This window comes from Nocardioides conyzicola, assembly GCF_039543825.1.
Classification (GTDB): Bacteria; Actinomycetota; Actinomycetes; order Propionibacteriales; family Nocardioidaceae; genus Nocardioides; species Nocardioides conyzicola.
On record NZ_BAABKM010000002.1, the window covers coordinates 2,938,705 to 2,953,245 of the forward strand.

Consider the following 14,541-nt stretch of genomic DNA (forward strand, 5'->3'; position numbering starts at 1 on the left):
TGGTCCGGGGCCCTTCGCTGTGTGACGATTGACCCCACAATGAGCAGCGCACGTGCCACCGCCGACGCAGGCGCGTCGGTCCCGACGGGGACTCGGCGCGCCTACCGCGACACGCAGGAGCCCATCCTCGGCGGCGTCGCCGCGGGGCTCGCCCGGCACCTCGGCTTCCCGGTGCTCTGGGTGCGGGCCGGCTTCGTGCTGGCCGCGCTGCTCGGCGGCTTCGGCATCGCGCTGTACGCCGGGCTCTGGTGGATGCTGCCGTCCGACCAGCGCTTCGAGACCGCCGCGCCGGGCATCGAGAGCGCCAGCCGCGGCGGCCGCCGCCCCGGGCGGATCCGGCGGCTCGGCGACGTCGGCCCGGCGATCGCCCTCGCGGCGCTCGGGTTCGGCGGGATCCTGCTGCTCGAGGCGGTGCTCGGCCGGGGCGCGGTCTTCTGGCCACTGGTGATGGGCATCGTCGGCGTGGCGCTGCTCTGGCGGCAGGCCGACGAGGCGCAGCGCGAGCGCTGGCTCGACGGCACCGGCCGGATCGAGCCGATGCGCGTCGTCTTCGGCAACGGCGGCTGGGCGTCGTACGCCCGGGTCGCCGCCGGCGTCGGGCTGATCGTGATGGCGCTGGTCCTCTACTCGGCGCACGGCGGCTCGATCTCCCTGGCGCGCGACATCATCGTCGCGGCGCTGCTGACCGTCGTCGGGCTGGCGATCGTGATCGGGCCCTGGGTCTACCGGCTCGCCGCCGACCTCTCCGACGAGCGTGCCGAGCGGGTGCGCACCCAGGAGCGCGCCGACGTCGCGGCCCACCTGCACGACTCGGTCCTGCAGACGCTCGCCCTGATCCAGAAGAACGCCGACGACGGTGCCACCGTCGCCCGGCTGGCGCGGGCGCAGGAGCGCGACCTGCGCGGCTGGCTCTACGCCGGGGAGTCGACCGACGAGCGCACCGTGGCCAGCGCGCTGCGCGGCGCCGCGGCCCGCACCGAGGACGAGTACGGCGTCTCGGTCGAGGTCGTCAACGTCGGCGACTGCGACGTCGACGAGGGACTGCGCCCGATCGTGCACGCGACCGGCGAGGCGGTCACCAACGCCGCCAAGCACGCCGGCACCGGCAAGGTCGACGTCTACGCGGAGATCACGGACGGGGCGGTCGACGTGTTCGTGCGTGACCGCGGCCGCGGGTTCGACCTGTCGACGGTGCCGGCGGACCGGTACGGCGTCCGCAACAGCATCATCGACCGCATGCAGCGACACGGAGGCTCGGCCGAGGTCCGGTCGGAGCCCGGCGACGGGACCGAGGTGCGGCTGCACCTCGCTCGTCAGCCCCGACAGGAGGACGACCATGAGTGAGCAGCGCGGCCCGGTGGGCATCGTCATCGTCGACGACCACGCGATGTTCCGCAGGGGTGTGCGCGCCGAGCTGGAGACCGTCGGCCGTGGCCTCGTCGACGTCCGGGCCGAGGCCGCCGACGTCGACGAGGCGATCGCGGCGGTCACGCAGCACCGGCCGCAGGTGGTGCTGCTCGACGTGCACCTGCCGGGTGGGGGTGGCGTCGAGGTGATGCGGCGGATGACCCTCACCGGCGCCTCGCCGGACACCCGCTACCTCGCGCTCAGCGTCAGCGACGCCGCCGAGGACGTCATCGGCACCATCCGCGGCGGCGCCCGCGGCTACGTCACCAAGACGATCACCGGCCCCGAGCTGGTCCAGGCGATCGGCCGGGTCGCCGAGGGCGACGCCGTCTTCTCGCCGCGGTTGGCCGGCTTCGTGCTGGACGCCTTCTCCGGCTCCATCGACGTCGCCGCCGTCGACGAGGACCTGGACCGCCTCACCGAGCGCGAGCGGGAGGTGATGCGGCTCATCGCCCGCGGCTACGCCTACAAGGAGGTGGCCAAGGAGCTCTTCATCTCCATCAAGACCGTCGAGACCCACATGTCGAGCGTGCTCCGCAAGCTGCAGCTCTCCTCGCGACACGAGCTCACGCGGTGGGCCTCGGACCGCCGCCTCCTGTGAGGCCTGCCGTTTCGCCTGGGGTGCCGGGGGTACGTACGGGCGGTGACTGCCACCGCTGACCATGAGCTGGACAAGCACGGCGAGAGCGAGCTGACGAGGTCGATCACCGGCCGCCTGCTCTTCTTCTACGTGCTCGGCGACGTGCTGGGCTCCGGCATCTACGTGCTGATCGGCCTGGTCGCCGGCGCGGTGGGCGGCGCCTTCTGGCTGGCGTTCGCCGTCGGAGTCACCGTCGCCACCATGACCGGGCTGGCGTACGCCGAGCTCGTGACGAAGTACCCGCAGGCTGCGGGGGCGGCGCTCTACGTCAACAAGGCGTTCGGCAACCGGTTCCTCACCTTCCTGATGGCCGTCTGCATGCTCTCCGCGTGCTTCGCGGCCGCAGGATCCCTCGCGACCGGCTTTGCGGCGTACTTCGAGGAGATCTGGGCCCTCCCGCCGGCGCTGCTGGTGTCGCTGGCGTTCATCGTCGTGCTCAGCATCGTCAACTACGTCGGCATCACCGAGTCGGCGGTCGCCAACATGGCGATGACCTTCGTCGAGGTCGCCGGCCTGCTGCTCATCATGACCATCGGCATCGTGTACGTCGCCCAGGGCAAGGCCGACTTCGGGACGCTCACCGAGCTGCACACGGACGCCAACCCGGTCCTCGGCGTGGTCGCCGGTGTCGCGCTCGCCTTCTTCGCGATGACCGGCTTCGAGAACGCCGCCAACGTCGCCGAGGAGACGGTCGACCCCCGGCGTACCTTCCCCCGCGCGCTGGTCGCCGGCATGGTGACCGCCGGCGTCGTCTACGTCCTGGTCGCGGTCACGGCAGCGCTCGTGGTCCCCATCAGCACGCTGGCCGACTCCGACGCCGCCCTGCTCGAGGTCGTCAAGGCCGACGTGCTGCCGTTCCCGGTCGGGTTCATGACCACGCTCTTCGCCGTGGTCGCGATGGTGGCCATCGCCAACACCACGCTGGTCTCCGTCGTCACCCAGTCGCGCATCCTCTACGGCATGGCCCGCGAGGACGTCGTCCCGGGCGCCTTCGCCCGGGTCCACTCGAGCCGGCGCAGCCCGTGGGTGGCGCTCTGCTTCGCCGGCCTGGTGGTCTGCTCGCTGCTCGTGGTCGGGTGGCTCCTCAACCAGGCCGGGGTCGGGCTGGACGTCGTCGCCCGGCTCGCCACCGTGACGGTCGTGTTCACCCTCTTCATCTACGCGTTGGTCATCCTGGCCTGCTTCCGCCTGCGTGGCACCGACGAGGACGGCGACCACTACCGGGCGCCGACCGTGCTCCTCGGCGTCGGGCTGGTCGGCAACCTCGTGCTCCTCGCGTACGTCGTCTACGACGACCCGCACTCGCTGCTCTGGTGCGCCGGTCTGCTCGGGCTCGGGCTCGCGCTGTACGCCGCGGAACGGCTGGTCGGCACGCGCGACGCGCCTGTCACCGAGGCCGCCTGACGCGCCCTAAGATGCGCGCATGGAGTTCCTGCGGCACCTGCTGCTCGTCATCCATCTGCTCGGCTTCGCCGCCCTCTTCGGTGGCCTGGTGGCCCAGGCCCGCCGTCCGGAGAAGTCCGTCAACGGCGCGATGCGGGACGGGGCGGGCACGGCGTTCGTCGCCGGCCTCCTGCTCGTCGGCGTGATCGAGGCCGACGACGGCTCGCTGGACCACGCCAAGATCGCGGTCAAGACCCTGATCGGGCTGGTCATCCTCGTGCTGGTGATGGCCAACCTCCGCAAGGAGCGGATCGCCAACGGCCTGTGGGCGCTCCTCCTGCTGCTGACCGTCGCCAACGTGTGCGTCGCGGTCTTCTGGGCGCCCGCCCACACCTGATCCCTGCGCCGTCCGCACTGGGGGTCGGCCCACGTAGGCTGGGCCGGAGATGAGTACGTCGATCCCGCTCCCCGGCCTCGAGTCCGTCGCGCCCTCCGATCCGCCACCGCGCCGGGGACCGAGCCGCGACGAGCTCCTCGAGGGACTCAACGAGCCGCAGCGCGCCGCCGTGATGCACGACGGCGCGCCCCTGCTGGTGGTCGCGGGTGCCGGCTCCGGCAAGACCCGGGTGCTGACCCGTCGGATCGCGTGGTTGATCTCCGAGCGGCGCGCGCACCCGGGCTCGATCCTCGCGATCACCTTCACCAACAAGGCCGCCGCCGAGATGAAGGAGCGCGTCGAGGAGCTGGTCGGCAAGCGGGCCCGGATCATGTGGGTGTCGACGTTCCACTCCGCCTGCGTGCGCATCCTGCGCAAGGAGTCCGACAAGCTCGGCTACAAGTCCAACTTCTCGATCTACGACGCCGCCGACCAGAAGCGGCTGATGACGCTGGTCTGCAACGACCTCGACCTCGACCCCAAGCGCTTCCAGCCGGGCGCGATGCTGCACTGGGTCTCCAACCAGAAGAACGAGCTGCGCGACCCCGACGACGCCGCCAAGGACGCCCGCAACAACCTCGAGGAGACGTACGCCGCCGTCTACGCGACGTACCAGCGCCGGCTCCGCGAGGCCAACGCCCTCGACTTCGACGACCTGATCATGGGCACGGTCCACCTCCTGCAGACCTACCCGGAGGTGCGCGAGACCTACCGGCGCCGGTTCCGGCACGTGCTGGTCGACGAGTACCAGGACACCAACCACGCGCAGTACGCCTTGATCCACCAGCTCTGCGCCGACAACCCTGAGGAGACCGGCGACGCCGAGCGGGTCGAGGCCGCGGAGCTGATGGTGGTCGGCGACGCCGACCAGTCGATCTACGCCTTCCGCGGCGCCAACATCCGCAACATCCTCGACTTCGAGCAGGACTTCCCCAACGCGACCTCGATCCTGCTCGAGCAGAACTACCGCTCCACGCAGACCATCCTGAACGCCGCCAACGCGGTGATCGGCCACAACAAGGGCCGCAAGGAGAAGCGCTTGTGGTCCGACGCCGGCGACGGCGAGCGGATCGTCGGGTACGTCGCCGACGACGAGCGCGACGAGGCGCGGTTCGTCTCCGAGGAGATCGACCGGCTCACCGACAAGGGCGAGCTCCGGCCGGGCGACATGGCCGTCTTCTACCGCACCAACGCCCAGTCCCGGGTGTTCGAGGAGGTGTTCATCCGCACCGGCCAGCCCTACAAGGTCGTCGGCGGGGTTCGCTTCTACGAGCGCCGCGAGGTGCGCGACGCGCTGGCCTACCTGCGGATGCTGGTCAACCCCGCCGACCAGGTGTCGCTGCGCCGGATCCTCAACACTCCCAAGCGCGGCATCGGCGACCGTGCGGTCGCCTGCGTGCAGGCGCTGGCCGACCGGGACCGGACGACCTTCTGGGAGGCGCTGCGGCGTGCCGACGAGGCGCCGGGCCTGGCGACGCGGTCGTTGACCCAGATCCAGGCGTTCGTGGCGATGGTCGAGGAGCTCCAGTCGATGGTCGATGCCGGCGAGCGTGCCGACGTCGTGCTCGAGAGCGTGCTGGCGCGGTCCGGCTACCTGACCTGGCTCGAGGAGAGCGACGACCCGCAGGACGAGACCCGGCTGGAGAACCTCGCCGAGCTCGTCGCCGTGGCCCGCGAGTTCGCCGAGGACCCGCTCGCCGGGCCGTCCGCGGACCCGACCGACGTGGAGGCCGGGATCGTCGCGCCCGGCCTCGGCGACTTCCTCGAACGGGTCGCGCTCGTCGCCGACACCGACCAGCTCCCCGACGACGACCCCGACGACCAGGGCGTGGTCACGCTGATGACGCTGCACACCGCCAAGGGCCTGGAGTTCCCGGCGGTCTTCCTGACCGGCCTCGAGGACGGGGTCTTCCCGCACTCCCGGGCCCTGGGCGACCAGACCGAGCTGGAGGAGGAGCGGCGGCTCGCGTACGTCGGCGTCACCCGCGCCCGCTCCCGGCTCTACATCTCCCGCGCGGTCGTGCGCTCGGCCTGGGGCGCGCCGTCGCACAACCCCGGCTCCCGGTTCCTCGACGAGCTGCCGGTCGACCTGGTCGACTGGCGCCGCACCGAGGCCGCCCAGACCCAGTGGGGCCGTCCCGACCTCGCCAGCGGCTCGGCCGCCCGCCTCGGGGCGCCGACTGCTGCCGGCCGGCGCAACTTCTCAGCCGCCGCCGTCCGCGCCGACGCTGCCGCCCGGGCCAAGCCCGCGCGCGCGATCCCCAGCCTGGAGCCGGGTGACCGGGTGCTGCATGACTCGTTCGGCATGGGGACCGTGGTCGCCCTCGAGGGCGTCGACGAGAAGACCGTCGCCTCGATCGACTTCGGCTCCGAGGGCGTCAAGCGCCTGCTGCTCCGCTACGCGCCGGTGGAGAAGCTCTGAGTCGAGTCGGGACCTCTGACGGTCGAATCCGGACTTCTGGTCACGACAGCTGACCGAAACCCCCGACTGAAGCGTCAGAAGTCCCGACTCGACCTGTGGGTCAGGGCTGGAGCCCGTGCACCACGAGCGCGGCGTACGGGTCGACCGGGTCGCCGCCGCCGGGGCGCACCTCGAGGTGCAGGTGCGGGCCGGTGACGTTGCCGGTCGAGCCGACGTAGCCGATCAGCTGGCCGCCGGTGATCTGGTCGCCGACGTTGACGACGTACGACGTCTGGTGGCAGTACCAGAGCTCGGTGCCGTCTTCCAGGGTGATCACGGTCTTGTTGCCGTAGGCGCCGTCGTAGCCGACGGACGTCACGACGCCGTTGGCGACCGCGTGGATCTCGGTGCCGCTGGGCGCCGCGAAATCCAGGCCCGTGTGGAAGTGCGCCCACAGGCCGCTGTAGTCACCGAAGCGGGCGGTGAGGTGGTAGCCGGAGACGGGGAGCTGCCACTGGTTGAGCTTGAGCTTGGCGGCCTGCTGCTCCATCTGCTGGGCGTACTTCGCGAGGGCGGCGTCACGCTGCTTGCTCTGCGCCTCGGCCTGGTTGACGAGCTTCTCGTCGGCCGCGTCGGCGAGCGCGTCGCGGCGGGAGTCCCGGCTGACCGTGCGCCGGTCCAGGAGGTTGACGCTGCCGATGCTGCTGGCGCCGCTGAGGGCGCTGGCCTGGCTGAAGCGGGGGGTGTCGTCGTCCTTGAGCCCGCCGGCCGCCGTGACCGCACCGCCGGCCGAGATCGCCAGCGCCGCGAGGCCCAGCATCATCGGGGCGCCGGGGACACCGCGGAAGAGCGGCGCGCGGGAGGAGCTGCGGCGGGCACCGGGCTTGGACGGGCCGGTGCGCGGGGTGTGCGCCGCGCGGACGCCGCCGATGCGGGAGGTCTGGTAGACGACCGGACGTTCGGCGAGCTCGGGAGGTGGGTACACCGTGACCGGCAGGACCAGGGTCTCCTCGTCCTCGCGGAGGACGACGGGGGCCGTGGAGGCAGCGGACGGGGCGGACCGGCGGCCGGGCTTCTCAGCTCGGCGCTTCCCGACGACCTGGGTCGGGGGGTCCGAGGGACGGCGGCCGTGGCCGCGACGTTCCGCTCGGTGGTTACCCATACGTTTGTTTCTCCGCTGCTCGGGGTTCAGACGGCGAGGCCCGACTGTAACGGACTGATCACGGTGCCGCGAACTGAACGCCGGGAACTTGTGGACGATTTTGGTCGGGACGACCCTCTCACGACTTGCGCCAGAAGCGACATCGGCCAGATGGACCCGCCTGAAACGACTCACCGCGACCGGGCGGCGGTGGTCTGTACCGGGGCCGGTGACCGAGCCGGGTCCGTGCCGGACGTCACGTTGCCACGGCCTCGTCGTACTCCGTCACGCCGGACTAAGGTGCCAAGGACACCCCCGAGCGTGTGGCGGGCGTCTCGCGCGCCTGCCCGCTCCGACAACGAGGACTTGGTGGATCAGTGGATCTGATGGAATTCCAGGCGAAGGAACTCTTCGCCAAGCACGGCGTACCGGGCACGCCCGGCATCGTCGCCAACACCCCGGCCGAGGCCCGAGCCGCCGCCGAGCAGCTCGGCGTCTGCGTCGTCAAGGCGCAGGTCAAGGCCGGCGGCCGCGGCAAGGCGGGAGGCGTCAAGCTCGCCAAGACGCCCGACGAGGCCGAGCAGCACGCCACCGCGATCCTCGGCATGGAGATCAAGGGCCTCACGGTCAACCGGGTCCTCATCGCCCCGGCGGCGAGCATCGAGGAGGAGTACTACTTCTCCTTCCTGCTCGACCGCTCCAACCGGTCCTACCTCTGCATCGCCAGCGTCGAGGGCGGTGTCGAGATCGAGGAGGTCGCGAAGACCAACCCGGACGCCGTGAAGCAGATCCCGATCGACGCCGGCACCGGTGTCGACGAGGCCAAGGCCCGCGAGATCGTCGCGGAGGTCGGCTTCCCGGAGGCGCTCACCGACCAGGCCGTGCAGACGGTCCTCGCCCTGTGGACGACCTTCGTCGAGGAGGACGCCACGCTCGTCGAGGTGAACCCGCTGGCCCGCCTGGCCGGTGACAAGCTCGAGGCGCTCGACGGCAAGGTCTCGCTCGACGAGAACGCCGAGTTCCGCCACCCGGAGCACGCCGAGTTCGAGGACAAGGCCGCGGCCGACCCGCTCGAGGCGAAGGCCAAGGAGAAGGGCCTCAACTACGTGAAGCTCGACGGTGCCGTGGGCATCATCGGCAACGGCGCGGGCCTGGTCATGTCGACGCTCGACGTCGTCGCGTACGCCGGTGAGGCGCACGGCGGGGTCAAGCCCGCCAACTTCCTCGACATCGGTGGCGGCGCGTCCGCCCAGGTGATGGCCGACGGCCTCGACGTGATCCTCAACGACCCGCAGGTCAAGAGCGTGTTCGTGAACGTCTTCGGCGGCATCACGTCCTGCGACGCGGTGGCCAACGGCATCGTCGGCGCGCTCGAGATCCTCGGCGACGAGGCGAGCAAGCCCCTCGTCGTACGCCTCGACGGCAACAACGTGGAGGAGGGCCGCCGCATCCTCGCGGAGGCCAACCACCCGCTGGTGACGCTGGTGGACACCATGGACGGTGCGGCCGACAAGGCTGCCGAGCTCGCGAACAAGGCAGGGGCCTGAACATGTCGATCTTCCTGAACAAGGACTCCAAGGTCATCGTCCAGGGCATCACCGGCGGTGAGGGCACCAAGCACACCCGCCTGATGCTCAAGGCGGGGACCAACGTCGTCGGCGGCGTCAACGCCCGCAAGGCCGGCACCACCGTCACGCACCAGGACGCCGACGGCAACGACGTCGAGCTGCCCGTCTTCGCCTCGGTCGCCGAGGCGATCAAGGAGACCGGCGCCGACGTGTCGGTCGCCTTCGTGCCGCCGGCCTTCACCAAGGACGCCGTGATCGAGGCCATCGACGCCGAGATCGGCCTGCTGGTGATCATCACCGAGGGCGTGCCGGTGCAGGACAGCGCCGAGTTCTGGGCCTACGCCCAGGGCAAGGCCACCCGCATCATCGGCCCGAACTGTCCCGGCATCATCACGCCGGGCGAGGCCCTCGCGGGCATCACGCCCGCCACGATCGCCGGCAAGGGCCCGGTCGGCCTGGTGTCGAAGTCGGGCACGCTGACCTACCAGATGATGTTCGAGCTGAAGGACTACGGCTTCTCGACCGCCATCGGCATCGGCGGCGACCCGATCATCGGGACGACGCACATCGACGCCCTCGAGGCCTTCGAGAACGACCCCGAGACCAAGGCGATCGTGATGATCGGCGAGATCGGTGGCGACGCGGAGGAGAAGGCCGCGGCGTACATCAAGGAGCACGTGACCAAGCCGGTCGTCGGCTACGTCGCCGGCTTCACCGCTCCCGAGGGCAAGACCATGGGCCACGCCGGCGCCATCGTCTCCGACGGCGCGGGCACCGCGCAGGGCAAGAAGGAGGCCCTCGAGGCCGCTGGGGTCAAGGTCGGCAAGACGCCGTCCGAGACCGCCTCCCTGATGCGCGAGATCCTGCAGAACCTCTGATCCACCGCCGAGCCGGGCGAGAGTTTCGTCGGCCGGCCGATGAAACTCCCGCTTGGACGATGAAGCTTCGTCGTCCAGGCGGGAGTTTCGTGTTTTCAGCAGGGGTCGGCGGAGAAGGCGCACATCGCCTCGACCACCGGCTGGGAGCCCTCGGTGAGCCGGGCGGTCTCGCTGTCGACGACCTGCGGGCCGCCTGCGCTCGTGTGGCTGGTGACGACGTAGACGGCGTTGCCGTTGCGGACGACCACCATCGTGGTCAGGTCGGCGAGCAGGTCGGCGTCTATCTGGGCCTGCTGGGTGACGACCAGCGACGCGTCGCCACCCAGGGAGCCCGGGCCGACCGCGTTGACGAGCGGGGCGCCGGTGCCGTTCGGGTCGGTCGGGCAGCCCGAGACGAGGTCCTCGAGGGCGTTCGTCGCCGCAGCCGCGGCCGCGTCGTCGTCGTACAGCGTGAGCGTGCGGGTCTCGGTCCCGCCGTCGGTGCCCTGCTCCGAGACGCTCGCGCCGGAGGTCGCACCGGCGCCGGCGCCGGACGACGCGACCGCGCCGGGGTCGGTGCCGCACGCCGTGATGCCGGTCGGCGCCGCCTTCGACCCGACTCGCGTGCCGTCGGGCAGGCCGTCGGTCAGGGGGAAGTCGGCGGGGATCTGCGTCACCCACGTGACCGTCGGCGACGGCTTGACCGGCTGCGGGTCCGACGACGTCGTGCGGTTGGCGGCCAGCGCGATCGGGGTGGCGATGATCGCCACGGCGGCGGCGCCGCCGATCGCCGCGAGGGCGTGGTTGCGCCGGCGCAGCCGAGTGCCGCGACGGCGTACCTCGGAGGCGGGGAGCGGGTTCATGGTCGGTCCTGGGTCGGTGAAGTGGTCGAGCTCGTCCAGAGGGTCACGCATGGCGGAGTCCTTCCTCGTCGGCGAGCAGTGCGGCCAGCGCCGCGCGGCCGCGGCTGAGCCGGGCCTTGATGGTTCCTTCGGGGACGCCGACCTCGCGGGCGACGTCGTGCACGGGCATGTCGGCGATGTGGTGGAGCACCAGCGCCTGTCGCTGGGCCTCGGGCAGCTGCTTGAGTGCCGCCACCAGGGCGACGTGGGCCTCGCTGGGGGCCGCGCTCTCGACCGCCAGGCCCACGGCCCGGTCGACCGGTCGGCGGCCGCGCACGGTGCGCCGCCAGCGGCTCACCGCCAGGCGGTACGCCGTGGTACGCACCCAGGCCTCCGGGTGCTCGGCCCGGTCCAGCTTTCTTCGGTGCGCCCAGGCGCGGACGAACGCCTCCTGCACGCACTCCTGCGCCTCGTCGCGGTTGCCGATCATGGCGTAGACCTGGCCGGTGATCCGCTGGAACGACGCGGCGTAGAAGTCGTCGAACTCGCGTTCGTCCATCGACTCTGGTCCCGTCTCGTCAGGTCAGCTGGGTTGCTGATCGTGAGGGATACGCCCGAGCAGGACCCACGGTTGCACGCGGGGACGGAAAAGTTCAGCGTTGTCTCGGGGGCGGCATGGCGGCGAGTCGGTCCAGCGCCCGCTGGGTGAGGGCGTCGAACGCCGCCGGCGCGATGGTGACGCCCTTGACCGGCACGAAGCCGACCTGGGCCACGGCGGTCCCGTCGCGGACCACGCCCATGAGGAAGCTCAGGGTCTTGTCGTCGGTGACCTCGGTGGTCACCCGCCACACGGACAGGTCCGTGTCGCCCTTGCGTACGTCGCGCAGCCGGGTCACCTTGGTCCCCATCTGCTTCTTCGAGCAGCGGGACAGCTTGTCGCGCACGTCCGCGACGAATGCCTGCGCCCGCTTGCGTGGCAGCGTCCCGACGGTCTCGGTCAGGCCGAACTCGGCCGGCAGCTTGGCCTCCGGCACCAGGAACGTGCGGGTCAGGTTGTTGCTCATCGGCGGCCCCGTGAACACGGTCTCGTCGCAGTGGGTGGCGGCGGCGTTGTCGAGCGCGCGCCGTGCCCCGGTGCCGACCCACGGCTTGGCGACGCCGGGGACCGGGGGCAGGTCGATCTCGGCGAGCATGCCAGGGGCTGCGGCGGCCGGCACCGGCGCCGTGGGCCTCGGCGTGGAGCTGGTCGAGCAGGTCCCGCCCTCCGGCAGCGCGCACAGCTGGTCGACGCCGCGGGCGAGCAGCCGGGCCATCGCGCCGGTCCCGGGAGTGCCGGAGCCGTGCCGGGTGCTCACGGTCGTCGTGGTGAAGCTGCCGGTGCGGGCCACGCCGGCGATGATCGTCGAGCCGGGCTTCGACCACGTCTTGAGCACGAACACCTGCGCCTCGTCGCCGACGCCGGGCAGGTCGTAGGTCGCGATCAGCTGGACCCGGTCGTCGCGGCACCCGGCGAACCAGCCGACCGCGTTGTCGTAGCTGCGGCCGGCGACCCGCTCGGTCCGCAGCGCCTCGGCCGTCTGCACGACCGAGGGCACCGACTTCTGCGACGTCGTCGACGCGCTCGTCCGGGGGTCGAAGACCCGGACGTACGCCGAGTCGGGGTTGTTGCGCGGGGCGGCGTACCGGGTCTGCTGGCACGCCACGACCAGGCCGTCGCCCGCGGTGTTGTCGTCGGTGCGGGCGACCGTCCAGCTGCCCGGCGCTGCCTCGTCGACGTTCTCGGCCGTGAGCAGGGAGTCCTCCGGCAGGGCGACCACCCGGGGCTTCGGCGGCCCGGACGGACCGGCCTCGACGCGCTCGCCCGCGAGCGTGGGGCGCATCCCGTCGGCGTCGGTCACCAGGGTGCCCGCGATGACGAGTGCGGCCGCGGTGGCGGCGACCCCGATGACGGTGTGCGTACGGCGGCGGGTGTTGCCCGCCCGGCGCAGGATCGTGGGTCGGGGCCAGCGGTTGGTCTCGACGTGCTCGAGGACGGCCTCGAGCACGCCCCGCACCTCGGTCGTCGGGACCTCGCGGTGCAGCGAGAACGTCGCCGTCGCGGTCTGCAGCTCGCGCTCGGCCTCGGTCCGCGGGAGGCCGACCTCGCGCGCCATCGCGGCCAGCGAGCTGGTGGTCAGCTCGGTCACCAGCAGGACCCGGCGCTGGGTGATGCTCAGCCGGCCGAGCGCGTCGAGCGTGGCCTTGATCTCGGGGTCGAGGTTCTTCTCGCGGTGCCACAGCTTCGCGGTGTGACGGCGTACGGCGTGCCGGCACGCGTGCTCGCGCACCCAGGCCTCGGGGTCCTCGACCCGGGAGACCTTGCGCCAGTGGTGCCAGGCCACGACGAACGCGTCGCGCACGGCGGCGCGGGAGGACGGGAGGTCGCCCGTGAGGCAGTACGTCAGCAGCAGGAGGCGGGTGCGTACGTCCTTGTAGAACTGGTCGAACTCGTCGGACTCGGTCATAGCGCCGTCCACGGTAGCCCGATGCCCTGATCCGTGCCGATTCGGCGTGTGCGCCCGGATCCGGCGCCCGAGGCGGGCGATGATGGCCGCACCATGACGTCGCTGCTGCCCGGATCGTTCTCGGCCGGACCGACCTCGGCCGGACCCGGCCGGACCAGCACCGACCCCCGGCACCGCTCGCCGCTGGTCCCGGTGGCCCTCCTCGGAGGGGTGGCGGCTGCGGGGGCGACGCTCCTCGTCTGCCTGGCGGTCGGAGTCGTGGGCTGGTTCCTCGCCGACGCGGGCGCACACGGGACCCCACGCGACGGACTGCGCGTGGGGGCGCTCGGCTGGCTCCTGGCCCACGGCTCGGGGATCCGCGTCGACGGGGTGGCGATCACGCTCGTCCCGCTCGGCATCTCGGCGCTCTGCGCGTGGTCGGCCTGGCGGGTCGGCCACCGGGTCGGCGACGCCATCTCCGGACACGGGCCCGACGCCGACCGGATCGCCGACGGCGAGCGCGACTGGACCGTCCCGATCGCCGCCTCCATGTTCACCGCGGGCTACCTGCTCGTGGCGATCATCACCGGCGTGGTCGCCGCGACCCCCGAGACGGGCCTGTCGCTCGCGCGGGTCGTCGGCTGGTCGCTGGTGCTCTCGATGACCTTCGGCTGGACCGGGATCGCGGTCGGCGCCGGACGGCTCGCCATCTGGGCGACCGTGGTGCCGCCGTGGCTGCGCGCCGCGCTCGCGGGCGGCCTGCGCATCCTGGCGGCCTTCCTGGTCGTCTCCACCGCCGTCTTCCTGGTCGCCCTGGCCGTCGACTTCGGTACGGCGGTCAACGTGATGTCCCGGCTGCACACCGATGCCGGCGACGCCACCGTCTACACCGTCCTCACCGCGACGCTGGTCCCCAACGCGGCGATCTTCACGAGCAGCTACCTGCTCGGCCCCGGCTTCGCGGTCGGCGTCGGCACGGCCGTGTCCCCGGCGCTGGTCACGCTCGGACCGGTGCCGATGTTCCCGCTGCTCGCCGCGCTCCCCGACAACGGCCCCACGCCGGCCTGGACGGCGTACCTCCTGGCCGTGCCGCCCCTGGTCGCCGCGGTCGCCGCGGCCCGGGCGCAGCGGCGTACGCCCACCCTCCGCTGGGACGAGGGCGCCATGCGCGGCGGTGTGGGAGGCGTGACCGCCGGCCTGCTGCTCGGCATCCTCGCCGCCGTCTCCGGTGGTGCCGCCGGCCCCGGCCGGATGCGGATGGTCGGCCCCGAGTCGATGGACGTCCTGGTGCACGCCGTGACCGCCTTCGGGCTCGGCGGGGTCGTGGGTGGTCTGGCGATGACCTGGTGGCAGCGCCGCGCCGCTCGCTCGTCCTAGACTCCG

The 14,541-nt window shown here is 72.0% G+C and carries 12 protein-coding genes; 8 read left to right on the top strand and 4 right to left on the bottom strand.

What is annotated here, in order from left to right; translation table 11 throughout:
- The first annotated feature begins 39 nt into the window (after window positions 1–39).
- Genes ABEA34_RS17330 through pcrA form a run of 5 tightly spaced genes read left to right on the top strand, consistent with a single transcriptional unit; the run spans window position 40 to window position 6,288 of the window.
- A complete protein-coding gene (locus ABEA34_RS17330; protein WP_345522653.1) occupies window positions 40–1,344 on the top strand; it encodes an ATP-binding protein in 1,305 nt (434 codons plus the stop codon).
- Window positions 1,337–2,008 (top strand): response regulator, encoded by a 672-nt coding sequence (locus tag ABEA34_RS17335; RefSeq protein ID WP_345522654.1) that lies wholly within the window; start codon window positions 1,337–1,339, stop codon window positions 2,006–2,008. Before ABEA34_RS17330 ends, ABEA34_RS17335 begins: the two co-directional genes overlap by 8 nt.
- A gap of 42 nt (window positions 2,009–2,050) precedes the next feature.
- On the top strand, window positions 2,051–3,451 hold the full coding sequence (locus tag ABEA34_RS17340; protein WP_345522655.1) for an APC family permease: 1,401 nt from the start codon (window positions 2,051–2,053) through the stop codon (window positions 3,449–3,451).
- A gap of 19 nt (window positions 3,452–3,470) precedes the next feature.
- Window positions 3,471–3,827 (top strand): hypothetical protein, encoded by a 357-nt coding sequence (locus ABEA34_RS17345; protein ID WP_345522656.1) that lies wholly within the window; start codon window positions 3,471–3,473, stop codon window positions 3,825–3,827.
- 49 nt (window positions 3,828–3,876) lie between these two features.
- On the top strand, window positions 3,877–6,288 hold the full coding sequence (gene pcrA, locus ABEA34_RS17350) for a DNA helicase PcrA (RefSeq protein WP_345522657.1): 2,412 nt from the start codon (window positions 3,877–3,879) through the stop codon (window positions 6,286–6,288).
- 100 nt (window positions 6,289–6,388) lie between these two features.
- Here the strand turns inward: pcrA and ABEA34_RS17355 are convergent, their stop codons facing one another.
- Window positions 6,389–7,429 (bottom strand): M23 family metallopeptidase, encoded by a 1,041-nt coding sequence (locus tag ABEA34_RS17355; RefSeq protein WP_345522658.1) that lies wholly within the window; start codon window positions 7,427–7,429, stop codon window positions 6,389–6,391.
- 356 nt (window positions 7,430–7,785) lie between these two features.
- Here ABEA34_RS17355 and sucC point away from each other — a divergent pair, with 356 nt between their 5' ends.
- Complete coding sequence (gene sucC, locus ABEA34_RS17360; protein WP_345522659.1) at window positions 7,786–8,955, top strand: ADP-forming succinate--CoA ligase subunit beta; 1,170 nt, start codon at window positions 7,786–7,788, stop codon at window positions 8,953–8,955.
- A 2-nt stretch (window positions 8,956–8,957) separates the two neighbouring features.
- Window positions 8,958–9,854: a succinate--CoA ligase subunit alpha gene (gene sucD, locus ABEA34_RS17365; protein ID WP_345522660.1), complete on the top strand. Its 897-nt coding sequence runs from the start codon at window positions 8,958–8,960 to the stop codon at window positions 9,852–9,854.
- Between the two features lie 95 nt (window positions 9,855–9,949).
- Here the strand turns inward: sucD and ABEA34_RS17370 are convergent, their stop codons facing one another.
- From ABEA34_RS17370 to ABEA34_RS17380, 3 genes are all read right to left on the bottom strand, one after another.
- Window positions 9,950–10,747, bottom strand: coding sequence for a hypothetical protein (locus ABEA34_RS17370; RefSeq protein ID WP_345522661.1), 798 nt, complete (start codon window positions 10,745–10,747; stop codon window positions 9,950–9,952).
- Window positions 10,740–11,234, bottom strand: a complete 495-nt coding sequence (locus ABEA34_RS17375) for an RNA polymerase sigma factor (protein ID WP_345522662.1) — start codon at window positions 11,232–11,234, stop codon at window positions 10,740–10,742. Before ABEA34_RS17375 ends, ABEA34_RS17370 begins: the two co-directional genes overlap by 8 nt.
- Window positions 11,235–11,328: 94 nt before the next feature.
- The gene (locus ABEA34_RS17380) at window positions 11,329–13,179 is read right to left on the bottom strand and encodes a SigE family RNA polymerase sigma factor (RefSeq protein WP_345522663.1); all 1,851 of its coding nucleotides are present in this window, start codon (window positions 13,177–13,179) and stop codon (window positions 11,329–11,331) included.
- Window positions 13,180–13,272: 93 nt separating this feature from the next.
- Here ABEA34_RS17380 and ABEA34_RS17385 point away from each other — a divergent pair, with 93 nt between their 5' ends.
- Window positions 13,273–14,535 carry a cell division protein PerM gene (locus tag ABEA34_RS17385; protein ID WP_345522664.1) on the top strand — a complete coding sequence of 421 codons (1,263 nt, stop codon included), beginning with the start codon at window positions 13,273–13,275 and terminating at the stop codon, window positions 14,533–14,535.
- Window positions 14,536–14,541: the final 6 nt, after the last annotated feature.

Bases quoted from the DNA above. Each gene is read 5' to 3' on its own strand.
- ABEA34_RS17330 (WP_345522653.1), top strand. From the start codon at position 40: ATGAGCAGCGCACGTGCCACCGCCGACGCAGGCGCGTCGGTCCCGACG.
- ABEA34_RS17335 (WP_345522654.1), top strand. From the start codon at position 1,337: ATGAGTGAGCAGCGCGGCCCGGTGGGCATCGTCATCGTCGACGACCAC.
- ABEA34_RS17345 (WP_345522656.1), top strand. From the start codon at position 3,471: ATGGAGTTCCTGCGGCACCTGCTGCTCGTCATCCATCTGCTCGGCTTC.
- pcrA (WP_345522657.1), top strand. From the start codon at position 3,877: ATGAGTACGTCGATCCCGCTCCCCGGCCTCGAGTCCGTCGCGCCCTCC.
- ABEA34_RS17355 (WP_345522658.1), bottom strand. From the start codon at position 7,429: ATGGGTAACCACCGAGCGGAACGTCGCGGCCACGGCCGCCGTCCCTCG.
- sucD (WP_345522660.1), top strand. From the start codon at position 8,958: ATGTCGATCTTCCTGAACAAGGACTCCAAGGTCATCGTCCAGGGCATC.
- ABEA34_RS17370 (WP_345522661.1), bottom strand. From the start codon at position 10,747: ATGCGTGACCCTCTGGACGAGCTCGACCACTTCACCGACCCAGGACCG.
- ABEA34_RS17375 (WP_345522662.1), bottom strand. From the start codon at position 11,234: ATGGACGAACGCGAGTTCGACGACTTCTACGCCGCGTCGTTCCAGCGG.
- ABEA34_RS17380 (WP_345522663.1), bottom strand. From the start codon at position 13,179: ATGACCGAGTCCGACGAGTTCGACCAGTTCTACAAGGACGTACGCACC.
- ABEA34_RS17385 (WP_345522664.1), top strand. From the start codon at position 13,273: ATGACGTCGCTGCTGCCCGGATCGTTCTCGGCCGGACCGACCTCGGCC.